Source organism: Rhizobium sp. CFBP 13644 (assembly GCF_014842165.1).
Taxonomy (GTDB): Bacteria; Pseudomonadota; Alphaproteobacteria; order Rhizobiales; family Rhizobiaceae; genus Agrobacterium; species Agrobacterium tumefaciens_C.
In genome coordinates, this window is sequence record NZ_JACYVF010000003.1 from 182,410 (window position 1) to 208,284 (window position 25,875).

Genomic DNA, 25,875 nt, shown 5'->3' on the forward strand with positions numbered 1-25,875 from the left:
CTAGCAAGTTGGAACATATATTCCAAAATAGCTAGGGTTCGCATGTGCGTTCCATTAGCAGAAACCGGATCGGGAGGATACGATGGTAACGAGATTGGCTTTGCTGGGTGCAGGTCGCATCGGAAAAGTGCACGCGAAGGCGATTGCCTCTGACGCCAGAGCAAAACTGGTGGCTGTCGTGGATGCGTTCCCTGAGGCTGCGCAGGCAATTGCGAATGAAAGCGGCTGCGAGATCAGCACCATCGATGCGGTTCTAGCGAACCCTGATATTGATGCCGTCATCATCTGCACACCCACCAACACCCATGCCGATCTGATTGAGCGTTTCGCGCGTGCAGGCAAGGCCATTTTCTGCGAAAAGCCCATCGATCTGGATGTCGCCCGCGCGACAGCCTGCATCAAGGTTGTCAAGGAAACCGGCGCGAAGATTATGCTCGGTTTCAACCGTCGTTTCGACCCGCATTTCCGCGCCGTGCGCAAAGCCATCGATGACGGCCAGATCGGCGATGTCGAGATGGTGACAATTGTCAGCCGTGACCCCGGCGCGCCACCACCTGAATATATCAAGGTCTCCGGCGGCATTTTCCGCGACATGACAATCCATGATTTCGATATTGCCCGCTTCCTGCTGGGCGAAGAAATCGTCAGCGTGTTTGCAACAGGCTCCGTTCTGGTGGACCCGAGAATCGGTGAACTCGGCGATTACGATAGCGCCAGCATCATCCTGACAACGGCAAGCGGACGCCAGGCAAGCATTTCAAACTCGCGTCGTGCGACATACGGTTATGATCAGCGCATCGAAGTACATGGCTCGCTCGGCTCGGTCGCCGCTGAAAACCAGCGCCCCGTTTCCATCGAAGTCGCCACGAAAGATGGCTACACCCGCCCACCGCTGCATGATTTCTTCATGACGCGCTACACCGAAGCCTATGCGGCAGAAATCAAGGCCTTCATCGATTCCGTCGAGAATGATGTCGCGCCTTCGCCCTCTGCCCATGATGGCCTGATTGCGTTGAAGCTGGCCGATGCCGCACTGAAATCGGCGCGTGAGAAGGTTCTCGTCCAGATCGTTTGACGACATGCTGAAAGACGGAGGTCATCCGCCTCCGTCTTTCGAATATGATTGACAGCAAACTTAAAAAACGACAGTTTCCAGACATTCCGAGGGGAGCATCTTAACGATGCTGAGATGGCGCTGAGCCGGACCCTTGAACCTGATCCGGGTCATGCCGGCGTAGGAACGGAACAGTCGCCATTGGCAATGCTTTTCTTTTCTCCGCTTGACCTGGATCTCCGTGATTAACGTCTGGAGTTCATTTGTTATGGCGAGTTTTCCAACGGCACAAATAGCCGCAGAGCTTCTGGCGCGGGTGCGACAAAGACGACCGCGTGTGCATTGCCTGATGAACACCGTGGTGCAGAAGTTCACCGCAGATGGCATCACCGCCATTGGCGGCATTCCGTCCATGACGTCGTCCGAGGAAGAAATCGAAAGCTTCGTCTCCAAGGTCGATGCGCTGACGATCAATCTGGGAACATTGGATGCGGCCCGCCGCGGCGTCATACGCTTGGCAGTGAATATTGCGAACGAGCGTGGCAAGCCATGGATCATCGATCCCGTGCACTGCGACTACTCGCCATCCCGACTAGATTTCGCGCATGAACTGATCGGACTTCAGCCCACCATCGTGCGCGGCAATGCTGCCGAAATGGCTGTGATCGGTGATGTTGGCAAGGCGCTGCGCATCCAGACCGGGCCGGAAGACCTGCTGCGGGACCATATCCGAAATATCAAAATTCAGAACGGCCACCCTTGGATGGCGAAGGTGACGGGCACCGGGTGCCTTTCCGGCGGCGTCATCGCTGCATTCATGGCGGTGGAAGGCGATGCGATGCAGGCGGCGGTGGCAGCGCTTGTCGTAACAGGTGTCTCGGCAGAACTCGCTGCCTCACATGCCCGTGGCCCCGGCACATTCGAGGCCGCATTTCTCGACGCGCTGAACGCCGTCACCGAGCAAGATATCCTGTCCCATGGGAGGATTGACCATGATGAAGATTGATTACCGGCTGAATGCGCTGGTCGACGCATCGCTATGTGATATTGCCCCATTGCCGGAACTGGCAGCCGTTGCCGCCCTGCACGGTGCTACAATCATCCAGTACCGCGACAAGCATGGCTCGACCCTACACATGATCGAACAGGCGACGCTTATTCGCGAGGCGCTGAAGGCAACTGGTGTTCCCCTTGTTATCAACGACCGTGTGGATGTGGCGCTAGCATGCGGTGCAGATGGCGTGCATCTGGGTGCAGATGACATGGATGCCCATATGGCGCGGCGTCTTTTGGGCGAGAATGCTATCATCGGAATGACCGTCAAGAACATGGACGATGCGAAGCGCGTCGCGGGTTCACCGGCTGACTATGCCTGTATCGGCGGTGTTTTCGAGACCGTTTCCAAGGTCAATCCCGATGCGCCGGTGGGGCTTGAAGGCTTTCGGCTGTTGCGCGCTGAGCTGAAACGCGACCGACCAGACATGCCAGTGGGTGCCATCGCAGGCATCTCGCTGGAGACCTTGCCGGGTGTGATCGAGGCTGGTGCGGATGGCGTTGCTGTCATTTCGGCCCTGTTCCGGGCAGTTGATATTGCCGGTGCCACACAAGCGTTCCGCCATGCGGTGGATGTGGCTCTGGAGGCACGCCAATGACAGCGATTGCCTTGACGGTTGCCGGTTCCGACAGCGGTGGCGGCGCAGGAATACAGGCAGACTTGAAAACTTTTTCTGCCTTGGGTGTATACGGCGCCAGCGTCATCACCGCGATCACCGCGCAGAACACGCGGGGCGTGACCGCTGTCGAAGATATCTCCGCAACGATGATCGCGGCGCAAATGGAAGCCGTTTTCTCCGACATCAACATAGGTGCGGTCAAGATCGGCATGGTATCGCGGATCGAGACGATTGAGACTATCGCCGCTGGTCTCCGCAGCATCGCCAAGCCCATCGTGCTGGACCCGGTGATGGTCGCGACATCGGGTGACCGCTTGTTGCAGGAGGACGCCATCGAGACGTTGCGCAGCCGCTTGTTGCCACTCGCATGGCTTGCCACACCGAATCTGCCGGAAGCAGCTCTTCTCAGCGGCCAGCCGATGGCGGAAAACAACAAAGACATGGTCCGTCAGGCAGAGGCGATCCTCAAGACCGGCGTTCGTGCTGTTCTGATAAAAGGTGGGCACGGCACGGGCCGCGACAGCGTCGATCTGCTGCTGGATGGCAACTCCGTGCAGGAGTTCTCATTGCCGCGCATTGAGACCCGCAACGACCACGGCACCGGCTGCACGTTAGCAGCCGCCATCACCGCACATCTGGCGCTTGGACATCAGCTGTCGCAAGCCGTTAGACTTTCAAAAGAGTTTCTCCACGGCGCGCTTGCTGCGGGAAAAGACCTTGATATCGGAGGCGGACACGGGCCGGTGCACCACTTTTACCGCTGGTGGAACGCCTGATGTTTCAGGCCCTTGGCTTTGGGCTGGCGAGGGCGTTGCGGATGGCGAAGCTGGAATGGATGCGTGAAACGCCGGGCAATTTGGACAGGACTTCTTTGTGAACCCTCTCGAAATCACCGGCTGTTTCGACCTCGACCCGCAAGAAATAATCAGAGCCGCCGGTCATCAGATAGCACTCACGTATCTCGGGGTATTTACGAACGGCGCTTTCGAACCGGTTGAGAAAATCTTCGGTCTGCCGGTCCAGCGTAATCTGGACAATGACCGAGATAACTTCACCACCAGCCGCGCTGCCCGTCAGCGCCGTATAGCCTCTGATAACCCCTTCCCGCTCCAGAATATCGACCCGACGCAGACAGGCAGAAGCCGACAGGCCGACCTCTGCCGCAAGCTTGGCATTGCTGATGCGGGCGTTCAATCTCAGCACTCTGATGATATGGCGATCGGTAGCGTCCAAAGCTGACATGAAATCATTCCGTTCTGTCGCTGAATATTGCGCGAAATCGAATATCTTCGAACGATCCGCGCATCAAATTGCAGAAATTCGATGATCGTTGCAATACCATCTTATAAAATAACAAGGGAACGATGATGGACATGACGATCAGTCGCCAAACGGCGAGTGGCGGTGCCAGCGGTTATCTGACCATAGATCTGGGCGCGCTTCGCGACAATTATCTAACCCTATGCCGGCTCGCTCCGAATGCGATGACCAGCGCGGTCGTCAAGGCCGATGCCTATGGTCTGGGTGCCGATGTCGTGGCCCCCGTGCTGTATGATGCGGGATGCCGCCACTTCTTCGTCGCCCATATCGATGAGGGAATTTCGCTGCGCAGGCGCATTGCGGGTGACGCTGATATTTTCGTTCTGAACGGGCTCCAGCCCGGCAACGAGATATCCTGCGCGGACATGTCGCTGACGCCCGTCATCAACTCACTGGAACAACTGGCGCAGTGGACCGCCCATGCGAAAACGCTGGGCAAGACACTGCCCGCGGCCCTTCAGTTTGATACCGGCATGTCCCGGCTTGGAATGGCGCCGTCCGAAGTCGAAGCGCTGAAGAATGCTCCCGAACTGCTGGATGGCGTCGCGATTACCTTCATCATGAGCCACCTGGCCTGCGCCGACGAGCCTGAGCACGCGGCCAACGGCGCGCAACTGGCCGAAATGCGCAAGACAGCGCAGATGTTTCCTGATGTGCCGGTGTGCTTTGCCAATTCCGGCGGTGTGTTCCTCGGCGCTGACTTCCACAACGCCCTCATGCGCCCGGGCATCGGGCTTTATGGCGGCGCGCCTTCGACACTGAGGCCGAACCCGATGAAGCCTGTCGTGCGGCTGGACGTGGCAGTTGTGCAGACACGCACGGTGCCTGCCGATACCTTCGTTGGTTATGGCGGCACGCTTCGCACAGCCAGCGAAACGCGATTGGCGACGGTTGCTGCGGGCTATGCCGATGGCCTTCCCCGCTCTCTCAGCAATCGGGGCGCGGCCTATTTCAACGGCGTGCGTCTGTCTATTGCGGGCCGCGTATCGATGGATAGTATCAGCCTTGATATCACGGCTCTGCCGGAGGGCACGCTAAGCCATGGTAGTCTGGTTCAGCTCATCGGCCCGGACCAGACGCTGGAAGACATGGCCGAGGATGCCGGAACGATAGCCTACGAAATTCTGACCGGCCTCGGCCACCGGTATCGCCGAGCCTATATCCAGCCGCAGCAGCCTGACGCAATGAACGAGGGGGAGTGAGCCAACATGAACATCACAATTCTTGGAGCGGGTGTCGTCGGCGTCACATCCGCCTGGTATCTGGCAAAAGCCGGTCACTCCGTTACCGTCATCGACAGGCAGCCGGGAGCGGCTCTCGAAACCAGCTTTGCCAACGCGGGCGAGGTTTCACCGGGCTACTCATCGCCCTGGGCGGCACCCGGTATTCCCATGAAAGCCATGAAGTGGCTGTTTATGGAGCACTCTCCGCTCATCATTCGGCCAACACTGGACCCCGCGGCTCTGCGCTGGATTGGCCAGATGCTGCGCAACTGTACATTCCAACGCTATTCCATCAACAAGAGCCGCATGGTGCGTGTTGCCGAGTACAGCCGTGATTGCCTGATGGCATTGCGCGACGAAACCGGCATTCAATATGATCAACGCACGCAAGGCACGCTTGAGGTTTTCCGCACCCAGAAGCAGTTCGACGGCATCGGCAAGGATGTGGCGGTGCTGAAGGCAGGCGGTGTTCGCTACGAGGTTCTGGATCGTGACGCTTGCGTTGCTGTTGAACCCGGCCTTTCTCAATCCCGCGACAAGATCGTCGGCGGCTTGCGCCTGCCCGGCGACGAGACCGGCGATTGCTTTATGTTCACCACCGAGTTGGCAAAGCTTGCCGAACAGGCTGGCGTGAAATTCGTCTACGGCACCGGCATCATGCGCCCGGTGACGGAAGGCAACCGCGTCAAGGCAATCGAAACCACCAAGGGGCTGGTTGAAGCGGACGTCTTCATTGGCGCATTGGGAAGCTACACCCCTCACCTGCTCAAGCACCTCAACATCGACCTGCCCGTCTATCCGGTCAAAGGCTACTCGATCACCGTGCCGATCATTGATGCGGCGCGCGCACCGATATCGACCGTCATGGACGAGGCGCACAAGATTGCGATCACGCGCCTTGGCGACCGTATTCGTGTAGGTGGAATGGCCGAAATCGCCGGTTTCAGCACGGACCTGCCCGCCAAGCGTCAGGCGACCTTGACCCATTCCGTCGAAGATCTCTTCGGCGGCGCGGGCGACCAGTCACGCGCAAAATTCTGGAGCGGTCTTCGCCCCATGACGCCTGACGGTACGCCGGTCATCGGGGCCACCCGCTACAGCAACCTTTTCCTCAATACGGGGCATGGCACGCTGGGATGGACGATGGCCTGCGGATCGGCCCGCGTTCTCGCCGATATCGTCAGCGGCAACAAGCCGGAGATTGAAACCGCGGATCTGGCTATTTCCCGCTACGCAGCGTGAAACGGATCAAAGCGACAGCGCATCCTTGAGGGCAAGGCCCTCCTTGTTGCGCAGGTCAAGATCGGCTTCGATGTGATCGATGTGGTGAAGCATGAGATGTTTGGCTTTCTCCGCATCTCCTGCCTCAAGTGCATCGAGAATGGCAGCGTGATCGCCGTGGCCGCAGCTTGAAATGCCCGAGCGACCATAAAGAGCAATGACCAGCGACGAGCGGGCGACGAGTTCCGCCATAAACTTTTCAAGAATGGCGTTGCCAGCAACCGCCGCCAGCATCAGGTGAAAATCACCGGACGCCTTGATTTCCGCGCGCCGTGCGCTGGGGCCGCGCTCATGCTGGTGACGTGTTTCTTCCTCAAGATGCAGCCGCATATCCGAAATGACCTCAGGCGTGAGGCGCTCAATGGCGGCATTGACAATGCCGGGTTCAATCAGCCGCCGTGAGGCGAAGACTTGAAGCGCTTCATCCGGTGTCGGGTTGGAAACGAAAGCGCCACGATTTCGCTCCGTCTTTACCAGCCCCTCGAAGGACAACATCTGCAGGGCTGCACGAACGACCGTGCGGCTGACTTCAAACAGCGTACCGACCTCGGCTTCCGAAAGCTTGGTTCCGGGGGCCAGACGCCTGTCGACTATCGCATCCCGCAACGTATCGCGAATGGCTTGCGCCCGGTCTTCCTGGCTGTGGTCGGTTTCTGGGCTGATGTGAGCAATCGTCATGTCGGCATCCAAAGCTGTCTAGCCCTTTCTACCCCGAAGCGACGAAAGTTGAAACAGCAAACGTTCTCATTCAGGCTTGATGATTGAATACAATCCTTATGCAACATCGAAAACAATCGCTCGTTTTTTGGGCATCTGCAAATAGCTGCACGTGCCACCGGCACCCGTCGAATTAAAATACGTCGTCATTTCATAATCTTAAGCGCCGGGCATCGAAACTGGCACGGCTTATGCAACGTCTTCTGCGACGAGCAGAGGAAAACACATGAGCAAAGCCGCCGAGATCGATATTGCTTCCGTGTCCAAGATATATGGCACCACGACGGCTGTCCACGCGATCAGCCTCAAGATACCGGCGGGAAGCTATTGCTGCCTGCTGGGTCCATCCGGATGCGGCAAAACATCCACCCTGCGGATGATTGCGGGACACGAGAGCATTACCAGCGGCGATGTGCGGCTGGGTAACGTCGTGGTAACAGACTTTCCACCCGCCAAGCGCGGCACGGCGATGATGTTCCAGTCCTATGCGCTTTTCCCACATCTGGATCTCATCGACAATGTTGCCTTCAGCCTGAAGATGAAAGGTGTAGACAAAGAAGCCCGGCGCGAAAAGGCCATGGAAATGCTGCAACTGATGCAGCTGGAAGCCTATGCTAATCGCCGCCCCGCCCAGCTTTCCGGTGGCCAGCAGCAGCGTGTGGCGCTTGCCCGTGCGCTGATTACCGATCCTGAAGCGCTTCTTCTGGACGAACCCTTGTCCGCCCTCGACCCCTTCCTGAAAATCCGCATGCGCGCCGAACTCAAGAAGCTTCAGACAACACTGGGCATCACGTTTGTTCACGTGACCCACAGTCAGGAAGAGGCCATGGCGCTGGCCGATGTCATCGTCATCATGAATGACGGTCGAATCGAGCAGGCGGCCACCCCGCGTGAGGTGTTCGAGCGCCCGGCAACCAGTTTCGTGGCGCGCTTCATGGGCAATCACAATGTCATTTCAGGCCGCGTCCGCGAAAAGAGCGGCGATCTCGTGACCATGGATGTTGTTGGCGGTGCTTCCTTCAGCGCCGCCGGTGATCCGCCAGAGGATGGGATAATGGATATTGCCGTCCGAACCGATCGCGTTCGCATCGGCCCTGAGGACGTACCGGGTCACGGCTTTACCGGCATCGTCTCCAACGTCGAATACCACGGCGCCACCGTCAAGATTGTGGTGACGGGTGCTGGAATCGAGGACTTCAACGTCATTCTGAGTGACGTCGCCTTCTTCGAAAAACCCATCAAGGTGGGGGAAGCGATACCCCTGTCCTGGAATGCGGCAGATGCCATCGTGCTCGGCCGGGTCAAGAAATAAACCTAAAAACAACCAGAGGAGAATGTGTCATGACCAATCCAACCAACACGAAAAAGGGCTTGTCCCGTCGCGGTCTTCTGAAAGCGGGTGCCGCGGCCACCGGCGCTGCCATCGGCTCCGGCCTCATCACCGGTTTCCCGACCATCTGGGCGCAGAACCCGATCACGCTGCGCCAGTTCGGCACCGGCGTGTCGAACCTCAATGCCATCGCTGATAAATGCAAGGCAGACCTCGGCATCACGCTGGAAATGACAGCAACGGATTCCGATGCCGCCGCCCAGCGCGCCGTCACGCAGCCGAACTCCTACGACATTGCCGATATCGAATACTGGATCCTCAAGAAGGTTTATCCATCGGGCGTCATCCAGCCGATGGAAATCAAGAAGCTGAAATATTACGACAAGATCGTTCCGCTGTTTAAAAACGGCAAGCTCACGCCGGACAGCGTCATTGCCCAGGGCACCGCGCCCCACACTGTCGGTTTCGTGGAAAAGCCGGGCGACAAGAAATTTGCCAAGGGTGAAACAGACTATTTCACCATGGTTCCGACCATCTACAACGCCGACACGCTCGGCATCCGCCCCGATCTTGTCGGTCGCGAGATCACCAGCTGGGCCGACATCATGGACCCGGCCTTCAAGGGTAAGGCATCCATCCTCAACATTCCATCCATCGGCATCATGGATGCTGCGATGATTATGGAAGCCATGGGCAACCTGAAATACGCAGACAAGGGCAACATGACCAAGGAAGAGATCGACAAGACGATCGACTTCCTCATCAAGGCCAAGAAAGATGGCCAGTTCCGCGCCTTCTGGAAAAGCTTCGATGAAAGCGTCAACCTCATGGCATCTGGCGAAGTCGTCATCCAGTCCATGTGGTCGCCAGCCGTCGCAGCCGTGCGCTCCAAGGGCATCGCCTGCAAATACCAGCCTTTGAAGGAAGGCTACCGTTCATGGGGCGGCGGTCTTGGTCTTGCCAAGCACCTGTCAGGCGCAAAGCTCGATGCCGCCTATGAATATATCAACTGGTACACATCCGGCTGGGTCGGCGCCTATCTCAACCGTCAGGGCTACTACTCCGCCGCCATGGACACGGCCAAAGAACACATGACAGCTGACGAATGGGGTTACTGGGTCGAGGGCAAGGCAGCGCAGGGCGACATCATCGCTCCTGACGGCAAGGTCATGGAAAAGGCTGGCGCGGTGCGTGATGGCGGTTCCTTCCAGGAGCGCATGGGCAAGGTGGCCTGCTGGAACTCCGTGATGGACGAAGACCGCTACATGGTTCGTCGCTGGAACGAGTTCATCGCCGCCTGATCAGGTTTTCACGACAATGGGATATGCGGATCCAAGTCCGCATATCCCGCAACCAGAAGCGAGGAGACCGGCCGTGGTAACAGTAAGATTGATCGGCGTCAGTGACAAGGCGAACAAGAAAAGCCGCAGCTTTGCACTTGCGCCAAAGCTCGTTGCCTATATTCAGGCGGCACCGCTTGCCCTTATTCTCGGCTTTTTCCTCGCCTTGCCCATTCTGATGATCGCCATCGTCAGTTTCTGGGATTATGATTTCGCGCAGATGTATCCGGGGTTTGTCACCTTCAACTATGGTGAAACGCTCGGTTCCTGGGTCACATGGCAGACCTACCTCAACACGCTGAAATTTGCGGCTATGGTCTGGGCCATAACGCTGTTTTGCGGCTTCTGGGTCGCCTATTTTCTCGCATTTCACATTCGCACCACGACCATGCAGATGGTGCTATTCCTGGTCTGTACCGTACCGTTTCTCACCTCAAACATCATCCGCATGATTTCCTGGATACCGGTGCTGGGCCGAAACGGGCTGGTCAACAGCGCGCTGGTCAATATGGGCATCGTGCCAGCCCCTGTGGAATGGCTGCTCTATTCGGATTTCGCGGTCGTTCTTGCCATGGTGCATCTCTACACGCTGTTCATGGTCACACCGATTTTCAACACGCTGATGCGCATCGACAAGTCGCTGGTGGAAGCTGCGCGGGATGCGGGTGCCTCAAGCTGGCAAATCCTCTGGAATGTCATCATTCCCCTGGCCAAACCCGGAATCGCCATCGGCACGATTTTCGTCGTGACGCTCGTCATGGCAGATTTCTCGACGGTTCAGGTTATGTCCGGCGGGCAGAGCGCATCCGTGGCGCTGATGATGAAGAACCAGATGTCGCTGCTGCAATATCCCGCAGCCGCTGCCAACGCCGTCATTCTCCTCGCCCTCGTTCTCCTGATGGTGGCCGGAATATTGCGCGTCGTCGATATCAGGAAGGAGCTTTGACATGCATTCGGAAAAACGCGGTCGTGAGTTTTATGTGCTCTGCTTCTTTTTCTTCCTCTTCGTGCTGTTCCTCTATGGCCCGCTCTCAGCGATCCTTATCCTTGCCTTTCAGGGCCCCAATGGTGGCCTGACCTTTCCGTTGAACGGGGTCTCGCTGCACTGGTTCGCCAATCTGTTCCAGCAACAGGCGGTGGGTGACTTTGGCGGGTCCTTCCGCCGCTCTCTGCTGCTAGGCATCATGGTCATGAGCGCCACGGTGCTGGTGTCGCTTCTAGCGGGCCTCGCCTTTCGCCGGAAATTCGTCGGCGCAACGCCGTTGTTCTATCTGGCCGTCGCCAGCCTCGTTGTGCCCTCCATCATCATATCGCTGGGCATCGGCGTTCTGTTCCAGCAGCTTGGTCTGGAACCATCATGGTACACCTCCGCCTTCGGCGCCCATATGACATGGACGCTCCCCTTCGGTGTGCTGATCATGCTGGCCGTCTTCAACCGCTTCTCACCCTCTTACGAGGAAGCGGCGCGTGACCTTGGCGCAACATCCTGGCAGACCTTCCGCGAGGTCGTGTTGCCGATGATCGCACCGAGCCTGATCGGCATCGGCCTGTTCGGCTTCACCCTTTCTTATGACGAATTTGCCCGCACCTTGATGACATCTGGCACCTACAACACCCTGCCTCTGGAAATCTACGGCATGACCACGAACGTTACGACGCCGGTTCTCTATGCCCTTGGTGCTGTCACGACGTTCTTCTCATTCCTGGTGATTGCTGCAACGCTCGGTCTCATCGTCTACCTCAACCGCCGCCAGTTGAAAGCCTGATCGACAAAATGCGCATTCTCATCGTCAATCCAAACACCACCGCATCCATGACCAAGACCATCGCCGCCGCTGCAAAAGCCGTTGCGGCACCGGGCACAGACGTCATGGCTGTCACCTCGCTGATGGGACCGGTTTCCATCGAAGGCTATTACGATGAAGCCTTTGCTGTGCCGGGCATGCTGGCGGAGATTGCCAAGGGCGAAAAGGGTGGCGCGCAGGCGGCGATCATTGCGTGTTTTGACGATACGGGGCTGGACGCGGCAAGGGCGCTGGCCTCCATCCCGGTCATCGGCATTTGCGAAGCAGCGGTTGCGACCGCATCCTTCATTGCGCAACGCTTCACCGTGGTCACCACCATGGAGCGTTCGCGGCTGCCAATTGAGCATCTTGTCGAACGCTATGGCATGGGCCGCCGTGCCAAGGTGCGCGCTGCCGATATTCCCGTGCTGTCGCTCGAAGACCCAGCCTCCAACGCGCTAGAGCGTCTGCGGTCCGAGATCAGCGCCGCAATCCGCGATGACCGTGCAGAAGCAATTGTGCTGGGCTGCGCTGGCATGGCAGACCTCGCCGCCCAGCTCTCCGCAGAATTTGGCTTGCCGGTGGTCGATGGCGTATCGGCTGCCGTCAAACATGCGGAGGGGCTGATCACGCTCGGCCTCAGGACTGCGAAAAACGGAGCCTATGCGATACCCGTGGCGAAACCATACGTCGGAATGCTTGAGAGTTTTGCTCCCGCTGATCTGCTGAAACTCTAGGGAAAAGCCCAGCCATCACCGCCTCTACACTGCCACAATTCGTTCAGCGCCGGTTCAGCCGCAGGCCGCTAATTCTTAACCATTGAATAACAACTGGCAGTTTTTCTGCCCTTTGGATGGAAAACGAAAATGGCCTCGTTTGCAGCTAAAACTCTTCTGGCTCTCGCAGTCTCTGCAGCCGTCATTGCCCCTGTCAATTCAGCATCTGCCGATGAATGGCGTCGCCACCACCGTGACGATGCGCTGATTGGCGGTATGCTTGGCCTTGCTGCCGGTGTGGCGGTGGGCTCCGCGCTGGCCCAGCCGCGTTATTCCGAGGAACGGGTCTACGACGAGCCGCCGGTGCGCAGCTACCAGACCTATCAGCCGCGTTACACCTATAGCGAACCTGATTACAGATATGAGCGGCCAGCGCCGCGTCCAGTCTACCGCGCCCAGCCGGTTTACGACACGCGCCCGGCTTACCAGCCACGTCCGCGCTACCGCACCATCGAGCCATGGTCTGAAGCGTGGTTTGACTATTGCTCCCAGCGCTACGGTAGCTTCAACGCCCGCACTGGCACCTATATGGGCTACGACGGACAGAGCCACTTCTGCGTTGCAGGCTGAAGCCTCGACTTAAACAAAAGCAGCCGCGCAGGCTATGATCCCTTACGGACATAGTCGGCGCGGTTGATGCTGTGCCGCTGCAGCTTGTCGTAAAAGGTCTTGCGCGCGATGCCCAGCGCGCCGATCGTGCCCGCCACATCGCCTTCGAATGTTTCAAGCGTCTCCCGAATGATCTGGGCCTCTTCCCGGTCAATGCGCTCCGAAAGCGTGCCTGATGTGTGCCGAGGCGCAGCAGGCGTCGTCTGAGCCGCCGTATCTTCCAGCCCAAGCACCACACGTTCTGCAAAGTGGCCGAGTTCGCGCACATTGCCCGGCCAGTCATGGTCGTTGAGGTGACGCGAAACAGATGATGTGATGGTGGGCATGGCCATGCCGAACCGCTTGGAAGCCTTTGTGACGAAGTGGGAAAACAGCAACGGGATATCGGCTTTGCGTTCTCGCAGTGGCGGAATGGACAGCGTGACCACGTTCAGACGATAATACAGATCATCACGAAAATCGCCGCGCTGCTCCGGATTTCCCAGATCGACCTTGGCAGCAGCCACCACGCGAATATCGACAGACCGCACCTCATTGGAACCAACCGGCGAGACCTGCCGTCCTTCAAGCACGCGCAGCATTCTGACTTGGACTGCAGGCGGCATGCTTTCGATTTCATCGAGGAACAGCGTTCCACCGCTGGAATGTTCGATACGGCCAACGCGTTTCTTTTGCGCGCCAGTAAAGGCGCCGGCTTCATGGCCGAAAAGCTCGCTTTCGATGACCGTTTCCGGCAAGGCACCACAGTTGAGCGCAACGAAATTGCCCTTGGCGCGGCGTGTGCTCCAATTGTGAAGGGCCGTGGCGACAACTTCCTTGCCGCTGCCGGTTTCACCCGCAACCAGCACATCCACATCCGTATCGGCAATGTGGCGAAGCGTATTGCGCAGGCGCTCCATGGCTGGCGTCTGACCAATCAGCGGCAGGTCGTCCTCTGCCTGCTGCGCGGCTTGTTTCAGCGCCCGATTTTCCATGACCAGTCGGCGCTTTTCGAGAGCGCGGCGCGCGCTTTCCACCATCCGCTCTGCCGGAAACGGCTTGGCAATGAAATCGTAGGCACCGTTTTGCAGCGCTGCCACCGCCATGGGTACATCGCCATGGCCTGTGATGAGAATGACCGGCAGATCCGCGTCGATCTGGCGCAGGTGATCAAAAAACTGCAACCCATCCATGCCGGGCATGCGGATATCTGTGACGACGATCCCGTCAAAGTCTTGCGATATCGCCTCCAGAGCCAACTCGGCTTTTGGAAACGGTGTGACCATCATGCCGTGCAGCTCCAGCGTCTGACGCATGGCTTTGCGCAGTTGCGAGTCATCATCCACAAGGTAGACCGTGCCATGGTTCGTCATATCATGCTCGCTTCAGGTATACAGAGAAACAGGTTCCGGTCTCGCCCGTGACGACAGCGATGCGACCGCCATAATCTGACGCAATATCCCGGGAAATAACGAGGCCAAGCCCAAGGCCACCCTCCTTTGAGGTGTTGAATGGCGAGAACAATTGCCCAAGAATGTGAGGTGCGATGCCCGGCCCATTATCGGCAATTTTCAACACGATCTCTCCCTCCGCATCCTCAGTGCGCACGGTAACGCTGCCATCCGGCTTATCCTCGACCGCTTCAAGTGCGTTTTGCAGAAGGTTGATGACGATCTGCTCTAGCCTGATACGGCTGCCTAAAACCATCACAGTTTCATCCGGCAACTGAATGTCCAGAGCATCCATGCGCCCGGCGAAACGACTGCGCAGCAGAACGACGGCACCTTCGATGACCAGACGGATGCTGACCGGCTCCGCCGCCGTGCGGCCTTTTCGCGCCAGTATCTTGAGATCGCTGGTAATCACACCGATCCGCTCCGTCAGCGACGCGATACTCTCCAGGTTCTCGTCCGCTTCCGCCTTGCGACCTCGTTGGAGGAATATCCGAGCATTATCGGCAAAGGCGCGGATGGTTGCGACGGGCTGGTTGATTTCATGGGCCACACCTGCTGCCACCTGACCCAGAATGGAAAGGCGGTTAGCCTTGACCAGTTCGTGCTGAACGCTCTGCAATTCCTCCGCCGTCTGTTCATGGCGCACGATTTCAGCCTGAAGCCGATCCCGCGCCATCGTCAGATCAATCGTTCTTTCCTGCACGCGGCGTTCCAGTTCGGCGCGATCCCGCTCTGCTGCGGCACGGGCTTCTGCGGCCTTTTGTCTGCGCCGAAACCATATGGCCGAAAACGCAAAGACGGGCATGAGCCCTGCCGCAGCGATAATGCGGTTTTCACGAATGGCACCGTTCATCGTTGCCTGCATCGGCTGGAGATAATGCAACGACCATGCCGTTGATGGTACCGGCAGTTCCAGCCGCAAATATTCACCAGCCAGGGCCGCCGGAGAAGTAACACTCACCATCGCCACCTCCGGCCCCGGTCTGGACAATGTCTTAACCGGCATGAGGGAGAGTTGCTCATCACCGAACTGGAGACTTTCGGATATTGCCTTACGGCGCGCATCATCAACAGGTGCCACCGTCTTGAACCGCCATTCGGGAATGCTGGTCATCAGCACCACGCCGTTTGAATCGACGATGTAGACCGGGCGGCCACCGATATTCCAGTCTGCCTCAAGGCGATTGAACTCAACCTTGGCAATGACAACCCCAAGAGGGCTTCCATTCGGCCCATCCACGCGCCGCGAAATGTAGAGACCCGGCCTGCGGCTGACATTTCCCAGCGCGTAATGCTCGGCCAGCCCCGTATCCATCGCTCTCTTGAAGTAATCTCGAAATGCATAATTGGAGCCGACGAAACTTTCAGGCGTTTGCCAGTTGCTCGAAGCAATCGTGACACCATCCATATCTGCCACGTAAATGACGGAGGCCTGCGTACCTTCAATCAAGCCTTCAAGCTTTCGATTGAGTTGCTCCAGAAGAGGACCACGGTTCTGGAGTGCGTCGATCAGGTCCCGATCCTTCGAAAGGACGAGAGGAAGAACACGCGGGCGCTCCAATGCCACATTCAGCAGAGCCGATTTCAGCTCGCCATCGGTACTGGCTGTGGCCAACAAGGTCTTGGTGGCCTGAACCCTCCCCAACTTGTCGGCAGCAACAAACACGCCAAAGGCAATGACAAGCCACATGACGCCAAAGGCGATCCAACGAAATCGAACTCTATCTAGATTACCGGCCATCGAAACCTCAAGTCAGATGGCTTCATTGTGTGGATTTCCGCACAAAATGCAAGATTTCACGAGCGGATAAACGCACAAATCATGACACCGATCACAGCGTCAGATTTTTTATATCGCTAAATCAATCGCTTAATTCTTAAGTCGGCATTTGGCACAGTCTTTGCTGTCCTCAGCTAGAAACGGTCTTTGACCGCGAGCCAGTTCGTCAAACCCGGGAGGCCATCAGGCAGGGTTGTGACCGAGGAGGAAAGAACATGATTGATAGCACCGCCGTGGCATCCAGCCACGTCAAACTCCCATTTTATCGCCACCTCTATTTTCAGGTTATCGTCGCGATTATTGCGGGCATCGCGCTCGGCCACTTCAACCCGACCCTCGGCGAGCAATTGAAGCCACTGGGCGATGCCTTTATTCGCCTTGTGAAGATGATTATCGCCCCTGTGATCTTCCTGACCGTTGCCACCGGCATTGCCGGCATGAACGACATGAAGAAAGTAGGCCGCGTTGCCGGCAAGGCAATGATCTACTTCCTGACATTTTCGACACTCGCGCTGATCGTCGGCCTCATCGTGGCCAATGTCGTTCAGCCGGGCGCTGGCATGAACATCGATCCGACCACGCTGGATGGCAAGGCCGTTGCGACCTATGCCGCCAAGGCGCATGAGCAATCCATCACCGGCTTCCTCATGAACATCATTCCGACAACCATTGTCGGCGCGTTCGCGGAAGGTGACATTCTTCAGGTTCTCTTCTTCTCCGTGCTGTTCGGTATTTCGCTGGGTATCGTCGGAGATCGTGGCAAGCCTGTCGTCGATTTCATGCATGCCTTGATGTACCCGATCTTCAAGCTGGTCGCGATCCTGATGAAGGCCGCACCAATCGGTGCATTCGGTGCCATGGCATTCACCATCGGCAAATACGGCATTTCGTCCGTTACCAATCTGGCGATGCTGATCGGTACATTCTACTTCACGTCGCTCTTCTTCGTCATCGTCGTGCTTGGTGCCGTTTGCCGATACAACGGTTTCTCGATCTTCGCGCTTATCCGCTATATCAAGGAAGAGCTTCTGCTCGTTCTCGGCACGTCATCTTCGGAAGCCGCACTACCGGGCCTGATGAGCAAGATGGAAAATGCAGGCTGCAAGCGGTCCGTCGTTGGTCTTGTCATCCCCACCGGCTATTCCTTCAACCTCGATGGCACCAACATCTATATGACGCTGGCTGCTCTCTTCATCGCGCAGGCGACCGGTATTGAACTGACTTGGGGTCAACAGATTTTGCTGCTGCTCGTGGCAATGTTGAGCTCCAAGGGTGCGGCTGGCATCACTGGTGCAGGCTTCATCACGCTGGCAGCGACGCTCTCGGTCGTTCCGTCGGTACCAGTTGCCGGCATGGCGCTCATTCTTGGCATCGACCGCTTCATGTCCGAGTGCCGCGCGCTGACGAACTTCGTCGGTAATGCTGTGGCAACGATCGTTGTGGCGCGCTGGGAAGGAGAACTTGACGAGGCCCAGCTTGCCCGGGTGCTGAGCGGTGAACAGATTCCCGCAACAGGCGAAGTTGAGCCTGCCGCTATTGCACAACCTGCCGAATAAAGCATGTAGACCGCACACAAAAGGCCCGCCCGATTTCATCGGCGCGGGCCTTTTCTTTACGTGAGACCTTCTGAAATTCGAGAGACGGATTACCCGCCGCTTGGGCCACGGCTCGGCCGCGCATCCCGCGCTGCTGCAAGCCCTCGTACAGCATCGCGGTGGCCGGTCGATGCAGGCCCCTCGAACACCTGAATGGCTTCCGCATAACGCTGAAGATTGAGGTAGGCATACCCTCTGATCACCATCAGATCACTGCGCTCTGTGGCAAAGCGGGCGCGTTGATCAAGCAGGATCAGCGCCTTTTCATATTGCTTGCCCTGATAGGCAGCCAAGGCTCGGTCAGTCAGAATAGCGACCTGAAGCTCCGTTGCCTTCGTCTTGTCCATGCCGGATCTGGTCGCGGAAACGGCGGCATTATCCGTCAGACCCATGCGCAGATAGGCAAGGCTTTGGCCATAGGCGGCGTCGCTTCGAACGGTTTCCTGCCCACCTCTGAGTGCCGAACCGAATGCTTTCAGCGCTTCTGCCGGTCTGTTCGCATCCATAAGGCACCAGCCCTGTTGCAAGGCTTGTTGTGGCGCAAGACCATCCGGGTTCACGAATGTTGAGCAACGACCTGATTTGGACGTGGTCTGCGTGCGTGTGACGACACGGCCTTGGCGTGCTGCAACCGTTGGCGCTGCCGTTCGGTAGACCACTTCCGCTGGCTGGGCGCTGGCGGCGCTGGCAGGGGTACGCGCACCAGCGACCTCTACGACGGCCGGAACCTCGCGGCCATCGGGCGTGGTGCGCCCGATTTCCAGAATGCGTTGCGATTGCGCACCCCATTGGCTCTGAAGCCGACGCACCTCCGCCGCATTGTTCAGTTCCTGATAGGTCAAGGCCAGACCATAGGCGGAAGCCTCATCATCGGCCTTCCAGCCCAAGGCTGTACTGAACCACTGCAAGGCCAGTTGCGGCTGTTTGAAGGCTCTCGAATACCAGCCAAATTCCTGGGCAGTGGCAGGATCTTTTTGCGAAACAGCTTCTTCGGCGATGCGCTTGAGGACATCCGCTTCAAGCGCGATCGGCGGATCCAGCGCCAGGAGGTTTGCAGCTGCGGCGAGATAGGTCTTTCGTGCATCCTCGGATGAGGAGCGCCATTCATACATAACGTCTTCTGCTTCCAGAGGATCACCACGTGCGATGAGCGAAAGCGCAAGGCCCTGCGACGCGGCAGCCGAATCTTCCGCCGCTCTAGCACCACGAAACCACTTTTCCGCGTCCGCAGCTTTATCACGCCGTATGTTATACCAGCCCAAGAGCAAGGCATCGCTCGGAAGCTTGCTGCCTTCAGCCAGACGCTCCATCCTCAGCAGATATGCGGTGGGTACGGTGATGTCCTTGTTTTCGCCGGCATTGGCAACGAACTGGCGCGCAAGATCATCCTTGATCGGATCAAACTCGAGTTTTCCGTCGGCACTGGGCTTCTCCTTGGACAGGAGGTCATCCATCATGGCAATCGGCAAGAGGGTTGACGCCTTCTGCACCGTGGCAAGCCGTTCGGCCGCCCCATCGCAATTGCTCAGCACGTAGTTATAAGCGTCACGTGCGCGCTCGGGTTTATCGGTGCGCACGAACGCTTCCGCCAGACGCCACAAGACATCGACTTCGCTACAGGTCAGCAATTGCGGATTGGTGGCTGCCGTCTCCACCACTGCATTATACTGTTTGAGGTCCGAAGAATTGACGAGCCGCTGCCGTGCTTCGGCCAGTTTCAGCATGTCGGTCAGATTGGAAGGCGGTTGCCACGCGGGATCTGCGACCTGACGGTCTGCGATTGCCTTTCGAGCCTCCGCATATCGACCATTGGCATAGAGCTGCCACATCGTCTCCAGTTGCGCATCGCCCTGCTCGGGCACAGCCAACGGATCTGCCGGTGGCGTCCAGTCCGGATAAAGCACTTTCAAACGCGCGATTTCGGCTTCCAGACGTGCCTTATCCCCCTGCGCTGCAAAATAGCGAAGGGCACTTTCATCCACTTTGACCAAGGAAGCAGGCGAAGCAACGGGCGGTGCTGGCGGGCGGGTAGCTTGCGAAAGCATCTGCCCCGCAGCCCCAACGGGCGAGGGCACGGTGACTGGCGGAGAAGGCTGTGTGTCATTCTGCGCGACGCGGATTGCATCGGGCAACAGCGATTTTTCGCCAAGCTGCCGATTGGTAAAAGCATCACTGCCAATCGACCCGGTGGTCTGAACCGTTGCGGTGCTTCCCATAAGCTGATCGCGCCAATGATAGGCGCTGCCCGCACCGATGGCCAAAACAGCCGCCGCTATGTAAACCGGTTTTCCGATCATAGGCATTCCTGACGCGTCTGCGTTGCAAAAGACAATGCGAGGAGATGCAACGTCGATGGATAGTAGAGTGTCGGCTTGAACGACCTCAGCTCTTCTGGAATGGGGGCATTAGTCGCCACGCAGGCCAACAGGGCCGGAATGATCTTGTAACCCGCATCTGACAGCACGTCCTTGGGGTTGCCGGTGCGCAGGTCGAATGTGGCCATGCTTCCGCCCTCCACCGTTGTCGAAGCGATCAGTCTTTGATTGAGCGCGGCATCCCCCAATCCGGACCGAACCAGATAGAGCGGTATTCTCACGGCATTATAGCCGAATTCCTGCGGAAAGCCGTCAGCGGGACGAGGTCTGGTTTTCAGGGATACCCAATCGGCGGGAAGCTTTCTGGGGCCAAAGACATAGGCTTTGATTTCGCCAAGACCATCCTTGCTCAACGCAGCCCAAAGAGGCGATGGTGCGACCTCGTTCAAGACGGGAAAGGCTTCGAAAATGAGATAGGACGGATTGACGACCGGGCCATCCGAGCGGTCAGCTTCAGCAAATCCGACCGTGCCCGGCAGCAGGATCGTGCGCCCGGCCCGCTGAACAACCGTCTTGGCAAGAACGGTTTGAGCAATCACCCGTGCCGCTTGGCTGTATTCCGGCTTGTTCCACTGCTTGGCGGCAAGCGCCAGAGCGTAAGCAATCAGAATATCGCCATCTGTGGCGTTGTTGATGTCGGCTATATGGGGTTCTGTCGCGGGGTCCCATTTCCATGCGGCAAGGCCGTCATCCCGCACCAGAAGCTCAGTTCTGGTAAAGGACCATATCAGCTCAAAATCGGCTGGACTATCGGCAAGAACGGCAAGCCACATGCCATAGCCTTGGCCCTCGCTGTGGCTGATGCCCTTGTTTCCAGTATCCACGATGCGGCCCGCCGGATCCAGAAATGCGGTCTTATAAGCGCTCCAATCGGCTTGAGTGATCGAGGCGGCAGCTGCGTGAGCGGGAAAGAGCATCATGACGAACAGTGCAAGAGTTTGGAGCCAAGGCGCGACGCGATGTTTCATTTGTGACGCCCCATACCGCGCAGCATCAGGTATGTGACAAAGCCGAGCAGCGTTAGAAATCCGATAAACACAAGAGAATAAGACAGGGTATTCGAAGACAGCCAATTGGCCGCAATCAGGCGCCAGTTCCAGAAGCTGAAGGACCGTGTGACGATGAAGCTTGGCTGTTCGGCAGCGATCGTTTCCACCTTGTCAGCCGCTGCATCATAGGTGGCAACGCGTCCGGCGAGCGTGGTCCAGCGTTTCTGTTCCGTCATCGCCGCCATGCCGGTGCGCAGATCTGATGCGGTCGGTGCTGTGGCCATTGTCCACACGCCTTGACCGCCCGGGCTCAAACCCTGCGCCAGCATGAAAGTTACGTTGGCAGGCGGTGTATATATCTGCTCTGCACCGGGGAGAAAACGCAATGTATCGGAACTGATATCGAAATTCCGCTTCATCCACTCCTCGAATGAGGATACCTGCCCTTGCCACAGTCCACCATCCACCCGCTCCCGCCAGTCGTCAAAAAGCTGATCGGTCTGGGCTGGACGTGTCGCTCCTTCATTTTCCTTCCACGCCACCTGACTGGCGGATGCAAGATCAAGCTGGCTGACCAGCGCCTGCGGCATCTGGCCTAACGTTCCAAAAAACAGTGCGTTTCTTTCACCAACTGCGGCAGGGGTTGCCACCATTTCGACATTGACGGGATGGCCGCCCGCTATGGCAAGTCGGCTGAGAAGTGTCGCAGCGGCAGACATGGTGTCGGTGTCCACCCGCTCCAGCCAAACGGCCACGGGCTGGGCATTGGCCCGGTAAGGCTGGCCCACGCCATTCGTCGCCGCAAGATCAGGCGCCCTGCCAATCAGCGCGAAATTGGGCATGTGAAACTCTGTCGTATCGAACAGGGCAAAGCGCGGGGTCTGGGCTGCTGGCGCACCGGGAAGGCAGGCTGCGTCCGCGTCCGTGACAAGGATGGCCTCGATGGCCACAGTGTTCACGCCGGGCACGAAGTGGCGCAAGGTGACATTGATTGGCAGATGCCGGAAAATGCCGCCACCGCGATTTGAAATCGGCACCGTTGAGGCGATGTTGCCGTTTACGTAGACATCAATGTGGCTGCCGGGAAGAATTTCGTTTGAATAGGCAGCATCCAGAAGCAGCGTGGCCTCACCATAAGCCGAGGCGTAGAAATCGGCCGGCGTGCCGACGGTAAAGTCCGTTCTGAAGCGCCTGCCGGAAAACTCGCTGCTTCTAACGCCGAGGGTAGAGAGGGCAATGCGCCGATCAGACATGACCAGCGGTGCATCCGGCGTGTGCCAGGATCTTGTCGAAAGGGTAGAGCGCCCCGAACCCACCGGGCGTTCAACAGCTGCCGACAGCGTATCGATTGCCTGCGCCAGCGCCTGCGGTGTCGGGCCACTGACCACCAAAGCCGACGTGCCTTTAACGATATCGTTCTCAAAACCGGAGAAAGGGCCGACAAGCGCTTCTGGCGGAACTGCCTGCGTTGCAGTTGCGATCTCGCGCGATGTCCCGACCAGAACGGTCAGCGTTCCAGGCTTCCTGTCAGGCGGCACCTTGGTATCAAACGTGAATTTCTGGTTCGGCATCTGCGTGCGCAAGGCAAGGGCCTGAGCCAGTTTGAGCAATGGTTGAGCAAAGGCAGGGTTTGAAAGCCCCGGCGCCACGATATTGATCGTCGTCGTGCCAGAAGCGTCCGCGCCTATCGCTTGAATGTCATCGACAGTATCAAACCGGTTGGCCACATCCCCATTGAAAGCAATGTATGTTCCAGCCGGGCTGACATCGGTCCAGAGATCATAGGTGGATTGCACAGTACAATCGGTGCGATGCCGCTGCTGGACGCCAAGCGAAATGGTGTTCGCACCAGCCTGAAGCGCGCCAGCCGGGAATGGCATCGAAACATTGCCTTCACCATCGGGCGAGGACACGCTTTTGCGGTCGAGTGCAACGTTGTTAACGGAAACCTGGAGGTTGGAGCTTTCAGGCGCGACCACGATGGCATTCTGATAGCCGATATTGAGGGAAACAGCGGCTTTTGCCTGCTCCGGCGTTAGATAAAGCGTCCACTGGCGCTGGTCCATCTCTCCCGAAAGTCCGAGTTCAGCAAATGGCAAGATATAGCGGCGGCGCTCGTCCGTGCTAGCTGTCGCAGGCAAAGCGGCTGGTTTCGCAGGGGTAAGCACTGGTGCCGTGACCTCAGCAGGTCTTGGCACCGCAGGCACAACCGGCGCAACAGGCGCTGGCGGTGTCACCGGCGAAGGCGTTGGAGCCTGCGGCTTTTCAGGAGACATGTCGAAAGGCGTGGACTGCGCTAAGGCCACGCCTGAGATGGACGCAAGCAATGCGGCGAGAAGGATGGGTTTCATCATGTCTTCACCCTTTCCACCGTCGGCTTTGGCTTTTTCTCCGGCACGAATGAGCGGAACAGATAGAAAAGACCACGATTCGTCTGGAACACCGCGATAGCGAGGAAGGTCGCCGTTCCCTTGATGAGGCCGGGGTTCTTTCTGCGGCTGCTTTGCAACTCGCTCCATTGGTCGGAATTGGCAAAAATGAGATCCGCGATCAGGCGATGGTCCACCGCCTGCTGGGGTGAAAATGTGCTGCCGACCGATGTGTAACCGTTTTGGCGAACCGATCTGACGATGTTAATCGGCATCGTTTCCGGCACGCCATCACTATGCGGCTTGACGCGGATGACCGCTTTCGAACCCTTTTCGACGACGGACAAGCCTTCTTCGAAAATATGGATCAGCATGCCGTTCACAGACACGTTTTCAATGGTGGCGGCCATCCACGCATCGTTATCGCCAATCTTCAATTCACACCGGCGCTTGACAGTAACGCGGCGAGACGCGGATTTTTCACCGCGCTCAGAAACAACGCCCAGGGCGCAGCCTGCAAATATGATGTTGAGCAGGTTCCACCCGCCCACAACGAGGGTCACGTCCGCCTTGTAGGGCTCTGCATAAACGCGATAAATCGCGAAAATCATCGCGATGACCAGCACACCGAAGATGACGAAGAACGGCCTGCTAATTTCCGACAATCTGGCTTCGCTGATCGACTCATCCTTGGCCGTGACCTTGAAGGTAGGCTTGGACGGGTTGAAAATGACCGAGACGACAGCAGGCAACAGATGAACCGTCTGCACATATTCATAAAGCTCAGAAATCCATGGCCAGCGGAAACGGCCAAAGAGGAAGTTCTGCATCATGAGGTTCACCAGCATGTATGCGGCTGTATAGGCCAGAAATTCGCCGCCGGATGCGACAAAAATCTGAAGGTCGAAGAACAGGTAGAACAGCGGCGCAAACAGAAAGATGGTGCGGGGAAACGGAAACAGCCAGAACAGCGTGGACGACATGTAGCAAAGCCGCTGCGTAAACGAGAGCCCACGGCGAAACAGTGGCTGACGGAAAATCAGAATCTGCATCATGCCCTGCGCCCAACGGCTGCGTTGGCCGATGAAGCTGGCAAATGTCGCAGGCTGGAGACCGGCAATCAACGGCTTGTCCACATAGAGACTGTTCCAGCCACGCGAATGAAGTGCCAACGCCGTCTCGCAATCTTCGGTAATGCTGACGCCGCTGAAGCCGTCCGTTTCCTTCAGTGCCTGACGGCGCAGCACGGCGGCGGAACCGCAGAAGAATGCGCCATTCCATTTATCGAGACCGCGCTGAATGATGCCGTAGAACATTTCGTTCTCGCTCGGCATCGTTTCAAAGGTGCGCAAGTTCCGCTCAATCGGATCCGGGTTCAGGAAGAAGTGTGGCGTCTGGACAAGAAACAGGCGCTCGTCTTCTTCGAAATAGCCGACCGTTTCCTGCAGAAAATCTCGCGCAGGGGCGTGATCGGCATCGAAAACGACGATCAACTCACCGGTTGAGTGATCAAGCCCGTTGTTCAGATTTCCGGCCTTGGCATGCACGTTGCGCTCACGGGTGAGGTAATTGACACCCAGATCGGAGCAGAGCTTTTTCAGCTCTTCATGACGCCGCGTTGCGGCTTGCGCTTCAGGAACATTGGAGGCGTTGCGCTTCTGCACGCTCCCACCATCGTCCAGCAACCAGACGACAAATCTGTCTTGCGGATAATCAATATTCTTCGCGGCAGCCAACGTATTGGCCAGAAGCACGGCATCTTCATTATAGGTCGGCACGAAAATATCGACCGTCGGGACATAGCCGGGTGATCCAGGGCGGGTTTTTCGCGATGGCAGAGGCATCGAAACGATGACAAGGCTGAGCGCCAGCATGAGCACGCTGTACATTTCCGCCATATACAGCAGAAAGCCCGGAATGAAATTTTCCGGCTGGTTGATGGGCGGCAGTGTGCTGGTGGTTCGCCAGTAGACGTAACGCAGCACGATGGCGGTTCCAAAACCAAGGCCGATCAGCCGCCATGCGCCTTTGCCATTGAGGGATTTGATCGTGGCCAGAAGCACAAGCGAAATCGCTGTTGCAATCAGGTGAGCCTGCAAACTGACCGGCAGCGTGATGATGACAAGCACGCAAACGGACACGAACATCCAGATGATGACGGAAATAACCTTGCTCATCTGCAAACCCCTGTTTTCAAACCGGTACGAGGCAAAATGCCTCGACCTGG

The 25,875-nt window shown here is 57.7% G+C and carries 21 protein-coding genes and 1 riboswitch; of the genes, 13 read left to right on the forward strand and 8 right to left on the reverse strand.

Annotation, left to right across the window (positions count from 1 at the left end; translation table 11 throughout):
- Positions 1-82 precede the first annotated feature (82 nt).
- The 4 genes from iolG (at position 83) to thiD (ending at position 3,503) form a co-directional block, all read left to right on the forward strand.
- Positions 83-1,075, forward strand: coding sequence for an inositol 2-dehydrogenase (iolG, locus tag IFT53_RS10355; RefSeq protein ID WP_192064632.1), 993 nt, complete (start codon positions 83-85; stop codon positions 1,073-1,075).
- Between the two features lie 79 nt (positions 1,076-1,154).
- Positions 1,155-1,258, forward strand: a riboswitch (TPP riboswitch).
- 64 nt (positions 1,259-1,322) lie between these two features.
- The gene (locus tag IFT53_RS10360) at positions 1,323-2,060 is read left to right on the forward strand and encodes a hydroxyethylthiazole kinase (RefSeq protein WP_192064633.1); all 738 of its coding nucleotides are present in this window, start codon (positions 1,323-1,325) and stop codon (positions 2,058-2,060) included.
- Positions 2,047-2,706, forward strand: a complete 660-nt coding sequence (gene thiE / locus IFT53_RS10365; protein ID WP_192064634.1) for a thiamine phosphate synthase — start codon at positions 2,047-2,049, stop codon at positions 2,704-2,706. Before IFT53_RS10360 ends, thiE begins: the two co-directional genes overlap by 14 nt.
- On the forward strand, positions 2,703-3,503 hold the full coding sequence (gene thiD, locus IFT53_RS10370) for a bifunctional hydroxymethylpyrimidine kinase/phosphomethylpyrimidine kinase (protein WP_192064635.1): 801 nt from the start codon (positions 2,703-2,705) through the stop codon (positions 3,501-3,503). The genes thiE and thiD overlap by 4 nt, the downstream gene beginning before the upstream one ends.
- Before the next feature lie 4 nt (positions 3,504-3,507).
- Here the strand turns inward: thiD and IFT53_RS10375 are convergent, their stop codons facing one another.
- Positions 3,508-3,969 (reverse strand): Lrp/AsnC family transcriptional regulator, encoded by a 462-nt coding sequence (locus IFT53_RS10375; RefSeq protein WP_192064636.1) that lies wholly within the window; start codon positions 3,967-3,969, stop codon positions 3,508-3,510.
- A gap of 125 nt (positions 3,970-4,094) precedes the next feature.
- Here IFT53_RS10375 and alr point away from each other — a divergent pair, with 125 nt between their 5' ends.
- Complete coding sequence (gene alr, locus IFT53_RS10380; protein WP_192064637.1) at positions 4,095-5,249, forward strand: alanine racemase; 1,155 nt, start codon at positions 4,095-4,097, stop codon at positions 5,247-5,249.
- 6 nt (positions 5,250-5,255) lie between these two features.
- Positions 5,256-6,512, forward strand: coding sequence for a D-amino acid dehydrogenase (locus IFT53_RS10385; protein WP_192064638.1), 1,257 nt, complete (start codon positions 5,256-5,258; stop codon positions 6,510-6,512).
- A 6-nt stretch (positions 6,513-6,518) separates the two neighbouring features.
- On the opposite strand, the gene IFT53_RS10390 is transcribed toward IFT53_RS10385, so the two are convergent.
- Positions 6,519-7,229 carry a GntR family transcriptional regulator gene (locus IFT53_RS10390; protein WP_192064639.1) on the reverse strand — a complete coding sequence of 237 codons (711 nt, stop codon included), beginning with the start codon at positions 7,227-7,229 and terminating at the stop codon, positions 6,519-6,521.
- Between the two features lie 265 nt (positions 7,230-7,494).
- Here IFT53_RS10390 and IFT53_RS10395 point away from each other — a divergent pair, with 265 nt between their 5' ends.
- The 6 genes from IFT53_RS10395 to IFT53_RS10420 all read left to right on the forward strand — a co-directional run bounded on the left by IFT53_RS10395 (position 7,495) and on the right by IFT53_RS10420 (position 13,068).
- Positions 7,495-8,580, forward strand: a complete 1,086-nt coding sequence (locus IFT53_RS10395) for an ABC transporter ATP-binding protein (RefSeq protein WP_192064640.1) — start codon at positions 7,495-7,497, stop codon at positions 8,578-8,580.
- A 29-nt stretch (positions 8,581-8,609) separates the two neighbouring features.
- Positions 8,610-9,899: an ABC transporter substrate-binding protein gene (locus IFT53_RS10400; protein WP_192064641.1), complete on the forward strand. Its 1,290-nt coding sequence runs from the start codon at positions 8,610-8,612 to the stop codon at positions 9,897-9,899.
- A 73-nt stretch (positions 9,900-9,972) separates the two neighbouring features.
- Positions 9,973-10,884 (forward strand): ABC transporter permease subunit, encoded by a 912-nt coding sequence (locus IFT53_RS10405; protein WP_192064642.1) that lies wholly within the window; start codon positions 9,973-9,975, stop codon positions 10,882-10,884.
- A gap of 1 nt (position 10,885) precedes the next feature.
- Positions 10,886-11,704, forward strand: a complete 819-nt coding sequence (locus IFT53_RS10410) for an ABC transporter permease (RefSeq protein WP_192064643.1) — start codon at positions 10,886-10,888, stop codon at positions 11,702-11,704.
- 8 nt (positions 11,705-11,712) lie between these two features.
- Positions 11,713-12,459, forward strand: a complete 747-nt coding sequence (locus IFT53_RS10415; protein ID WP_192064644.1) for an aspartate/glutamate racemase family protein — start codon at positions 11,713-11,715, stop codon at positions 12,457-12,459.
- 129 nt (positions 12,460-12,588) lie between these two features.
- Positions 12,589-13,068, forward strand: a complete 480-nt coding sequence (locus IFT53_RS10420) for a BA14K family protein (protein ID WP_192064645.1) — start codon at positions 12,589-12,591, stop codon at positions 13,066-13,068.
- 32 nt (positions 13,069-13,100) lie between these two features.
- Here IFT53_RS10420 and IFT53_RS10425 read toward each other — a convergent pair whose 3' ends face one another.
- On the reverse strand, positions 13,101-14,459 hold the full coding sequence (locus IFT53_RS10425; protein WP_192064646.1) for a sigma-54-dependent transcriptional regulator: 1,359 nt from the start codon (positions 14,457-14,459) through the stop codon (positions 13,101-13,103).
- 1 nt (position 14,460) lies between these two features.
- Positions 14,461-16,281, reverse strand: a complete 1,821-nt coding sequence (locus IFT53_RS10430) for a sensor histidine kinase (protein ID WP_192064647.1) — start codon at positions 16,279-16,281, stop codon at positions 14,461-14,463.
- Between the two features lie 254 nt (positions 16,282-16,535).
- Here IFT53_RS10430 and IFT53_RS10435 point away from each other — a divergent pair, with 254 nt between their 5' ends.
- Positions 16,536-17,876, forward strand: coding sequence for a dicarboxylate/amino acid:cation symporter (locus IFT53_RS10435; RefSeq protein ID WP_192064648.1), 1,341 nt, complete (start codon positions 16,536-16,538; stop codon positions 17,874-17,876).
- Positions 17,877-17,965: 89 nt separating this feature from the next.
- Here IFT53_RS10435 and IFT53_RS10440 read toward each other — a convergent pair whose 3' ends face one another.
- From IFT53_RS10440 to bcsA, 4 genes are read right to left on the reverse strand one after another with little or no spacing between them, the layout of a single operon-like run.
- A complete protein-coding gene (locus IFT53_RS10440; RefSeq protein WP_192064649.1) occupies positions 17,966-20,218 on the reverse strand; it encodes a cellulose synthase in 2,253 nt (750 codons plus the stop codon).
- Positions 20,209-21,258 carry a glycosyl hydrolase family 8 gene (locus tag IFT53_RS10445; protein WP_192064650.1) on the reverse strand — a complete coding sequence of 350 codons (1,050 nt, stop codon included), beginning with the start codon at positions 21,256-21,258 and terminating at the stop codon, positions 20,209-20,211. The genes IFT53_RS10440 and IFT53_RS10445 overlap by 10 nt, the downstream gene beginning before the upstream one ends.
- On the reverse strand, positions 21,255-23,633 hold the full coding sequence (locus IFT53_RS10450) for a cellulose biosynthesis cyclic di-GMP-binding regulatory protein BcsB (RefSeq protein WP_192064651.1): 2,379 nt from the start codon (positions 23,631-23,633) through the stop codon (positions 21,255-21,257). The genes IFT53_RS10445 and IFT53_RS10450 overlap by 4 nt, the downstream gene beginning before the upstream one ends.
- Positions 23,630-25,825: a UDP-forming cellulose synthase catalytic subunit gene (bcsA, locus tag IFT53_RS10455; protein ID WP_192064652.1), complete on the reverse strand. Its 2,196-nt coding sequence runs from the start codon at positions 25,823-25,825 to the stop codon at positions 23,630-23,632. Before bcsA ends, IFT53_RS10450 begins: the two co-directional genes overlap by 4 nt.
- Between the last annotated feature and the right edge of the window lie 50 nt (positions 25,826-25,875).

What these genes read in the sequence shown, in the direction of transcription:
- iolG (WP_192064632.1), top strand. Translation starts at nt 83, where the DNA reads ATGGTAACGAGATTGGCTTTGCTGGGTGCAGGTCGCATCGGAAAAGTG.
- IFT53_RS10360 (WP_192064633.1), top strand. Translation starts at nt 1,323, where the DNA reads ATGGCGAGTTTTCCAACGGCACAAATAGCCGCAGAGCTTCTGGCGCGG.
- thiE (WP_192064634.1), top strand. Translation starts at nt 2,047, where the DNA reads ATGATGAAGATTGATTACCGGCTGAATGCGCTGGTCGACGCATCGCTA.
- thiD (WP_192064635.1), top strand. Translation starts at nt 2,703, where the DNA reads ATGACAGCGATTGCCTTGACGGTTGCCGGTTCCGACAGCGGTGGCGGC.
- IFT53_RS10375 (WP_192064636.1), bottom strand. Translation starts at nt 3,969, where the DNA reads ATGTCAGCTTTGGACGCTACCGATCGCCATATCATCAGAGTGCTGAGA.
- alr (WP_192064637.1), top strand. Translation starts at nt 4,095, where the DNA reads ATGGACATGACGATCAGTCGCCAAACGGCGAGTGGCGGTGCCAGCGGT.
- IFT53_RS10385 (WP_192064638.1), top strand. Translation starts at nt 5,256, where the DNA reads ATGAACATCACAATTCTTGGAGCGGGTGTCGTCGGCGTCACATCCGCC.
- IFT53_RS10390 (WP_192064639.1), bottom strand. Translation starts at nt 7,229, where the DNA reads ATGACGATTGCTCACATCAGCCCAGAAACCGACCACAGCCAGGAAGAC.
- IFT53_RS10395 (WP_192064640.1), top strand. Translation starts at nt 7,495, where the DNA reads ATGAGCAAAGCCGCCGAGATCGATATTGCTTCCGTGTCCAAGATATAT.
- IFT53_RS10400 (WP_192064641.1), top strand. Translation starts at nt 8,610, where the DNA reads ATGACCAATCCAACCAACACGAAAAAGGGCTTGTCCCGTCGCGGTCTT.
- IFT53_RS10410 (WP_192064643.1), top strand. Translation starts at nt 10,886, where the DNA reads ATGCATTCGGAAAAACGCGGTCGTGAGTTTTATGTGCTCTGCTTCTTT.
- IFT53_RS10415 (WP_192064644.1), top strand. Translation starts at nt 11,713, where the DNA reads ATGCGCATTCTCATCGTCAATCCAAACACCACCGCATCCATGACCAAG.
- IFT53_RS10420 (WP_192064645.1), top strand. Translation starts at nt 12,589, where the DNA reads ATGGCCTCGTTTGCAGCTAAAACTCTTCTGGCTCTCGCAGTCTCTGCA.
- IFT53_RS10425 (WP_192064646.1), bottom strand. Translation starts at nt 14,459, where the DNA reads ATGACGAACCATGGCACGGTCTACCTTGTGGATGATGACTCGCAACTG.
- IFT53_RS10430 (WP_192064647.1), bottom strand. Translation starts at nt 16,281, where the DNA reads ATGGCCGGTAATCTAGATAGAGTTCGATTTCGTTGGATCGCCTTTGGC.
- IFT53_RS10435 (WP_192064648.1), top strand. Translation starts at nt 16,536, where the DNA reads ATGATTGATAGCACCGCCGTGGCATCCAGCCACGTCAAACTCCCATTT.
- IFT53_RS10440 (WP_192064649.1), bottom strand. Translation starts at nt 20,218, where the DNA reads ATGCCTATGATCGGAAAACCGGTTTACATAGCGGCGGCTGTTTTGGCC.
- IFT53_RS10445 (WP_192064650.1), bottom strand. Translation starts at nt 21,258, where the DNA reads ATGAAACATCGCGTCGCGCCTTGGCTCCAAACTCTTGCACTGTTCGTC.
- IFT53_RS10450 (WP_192064651.1), bottom strand. Translation starts at nt 23,633, where the DNA reads ATGATGAAACCCATCCTTCTCGCCGCATTGCTTGCGTCCATCTCAGGC.
- bcsA (WP_192064652.1), bottom strand. Translation starts at nt 25,825, where the DNA reads ATGAGCAAGGTTATTTCCGTCATCATCTGGATGTTCGTGTCCGTTTGC.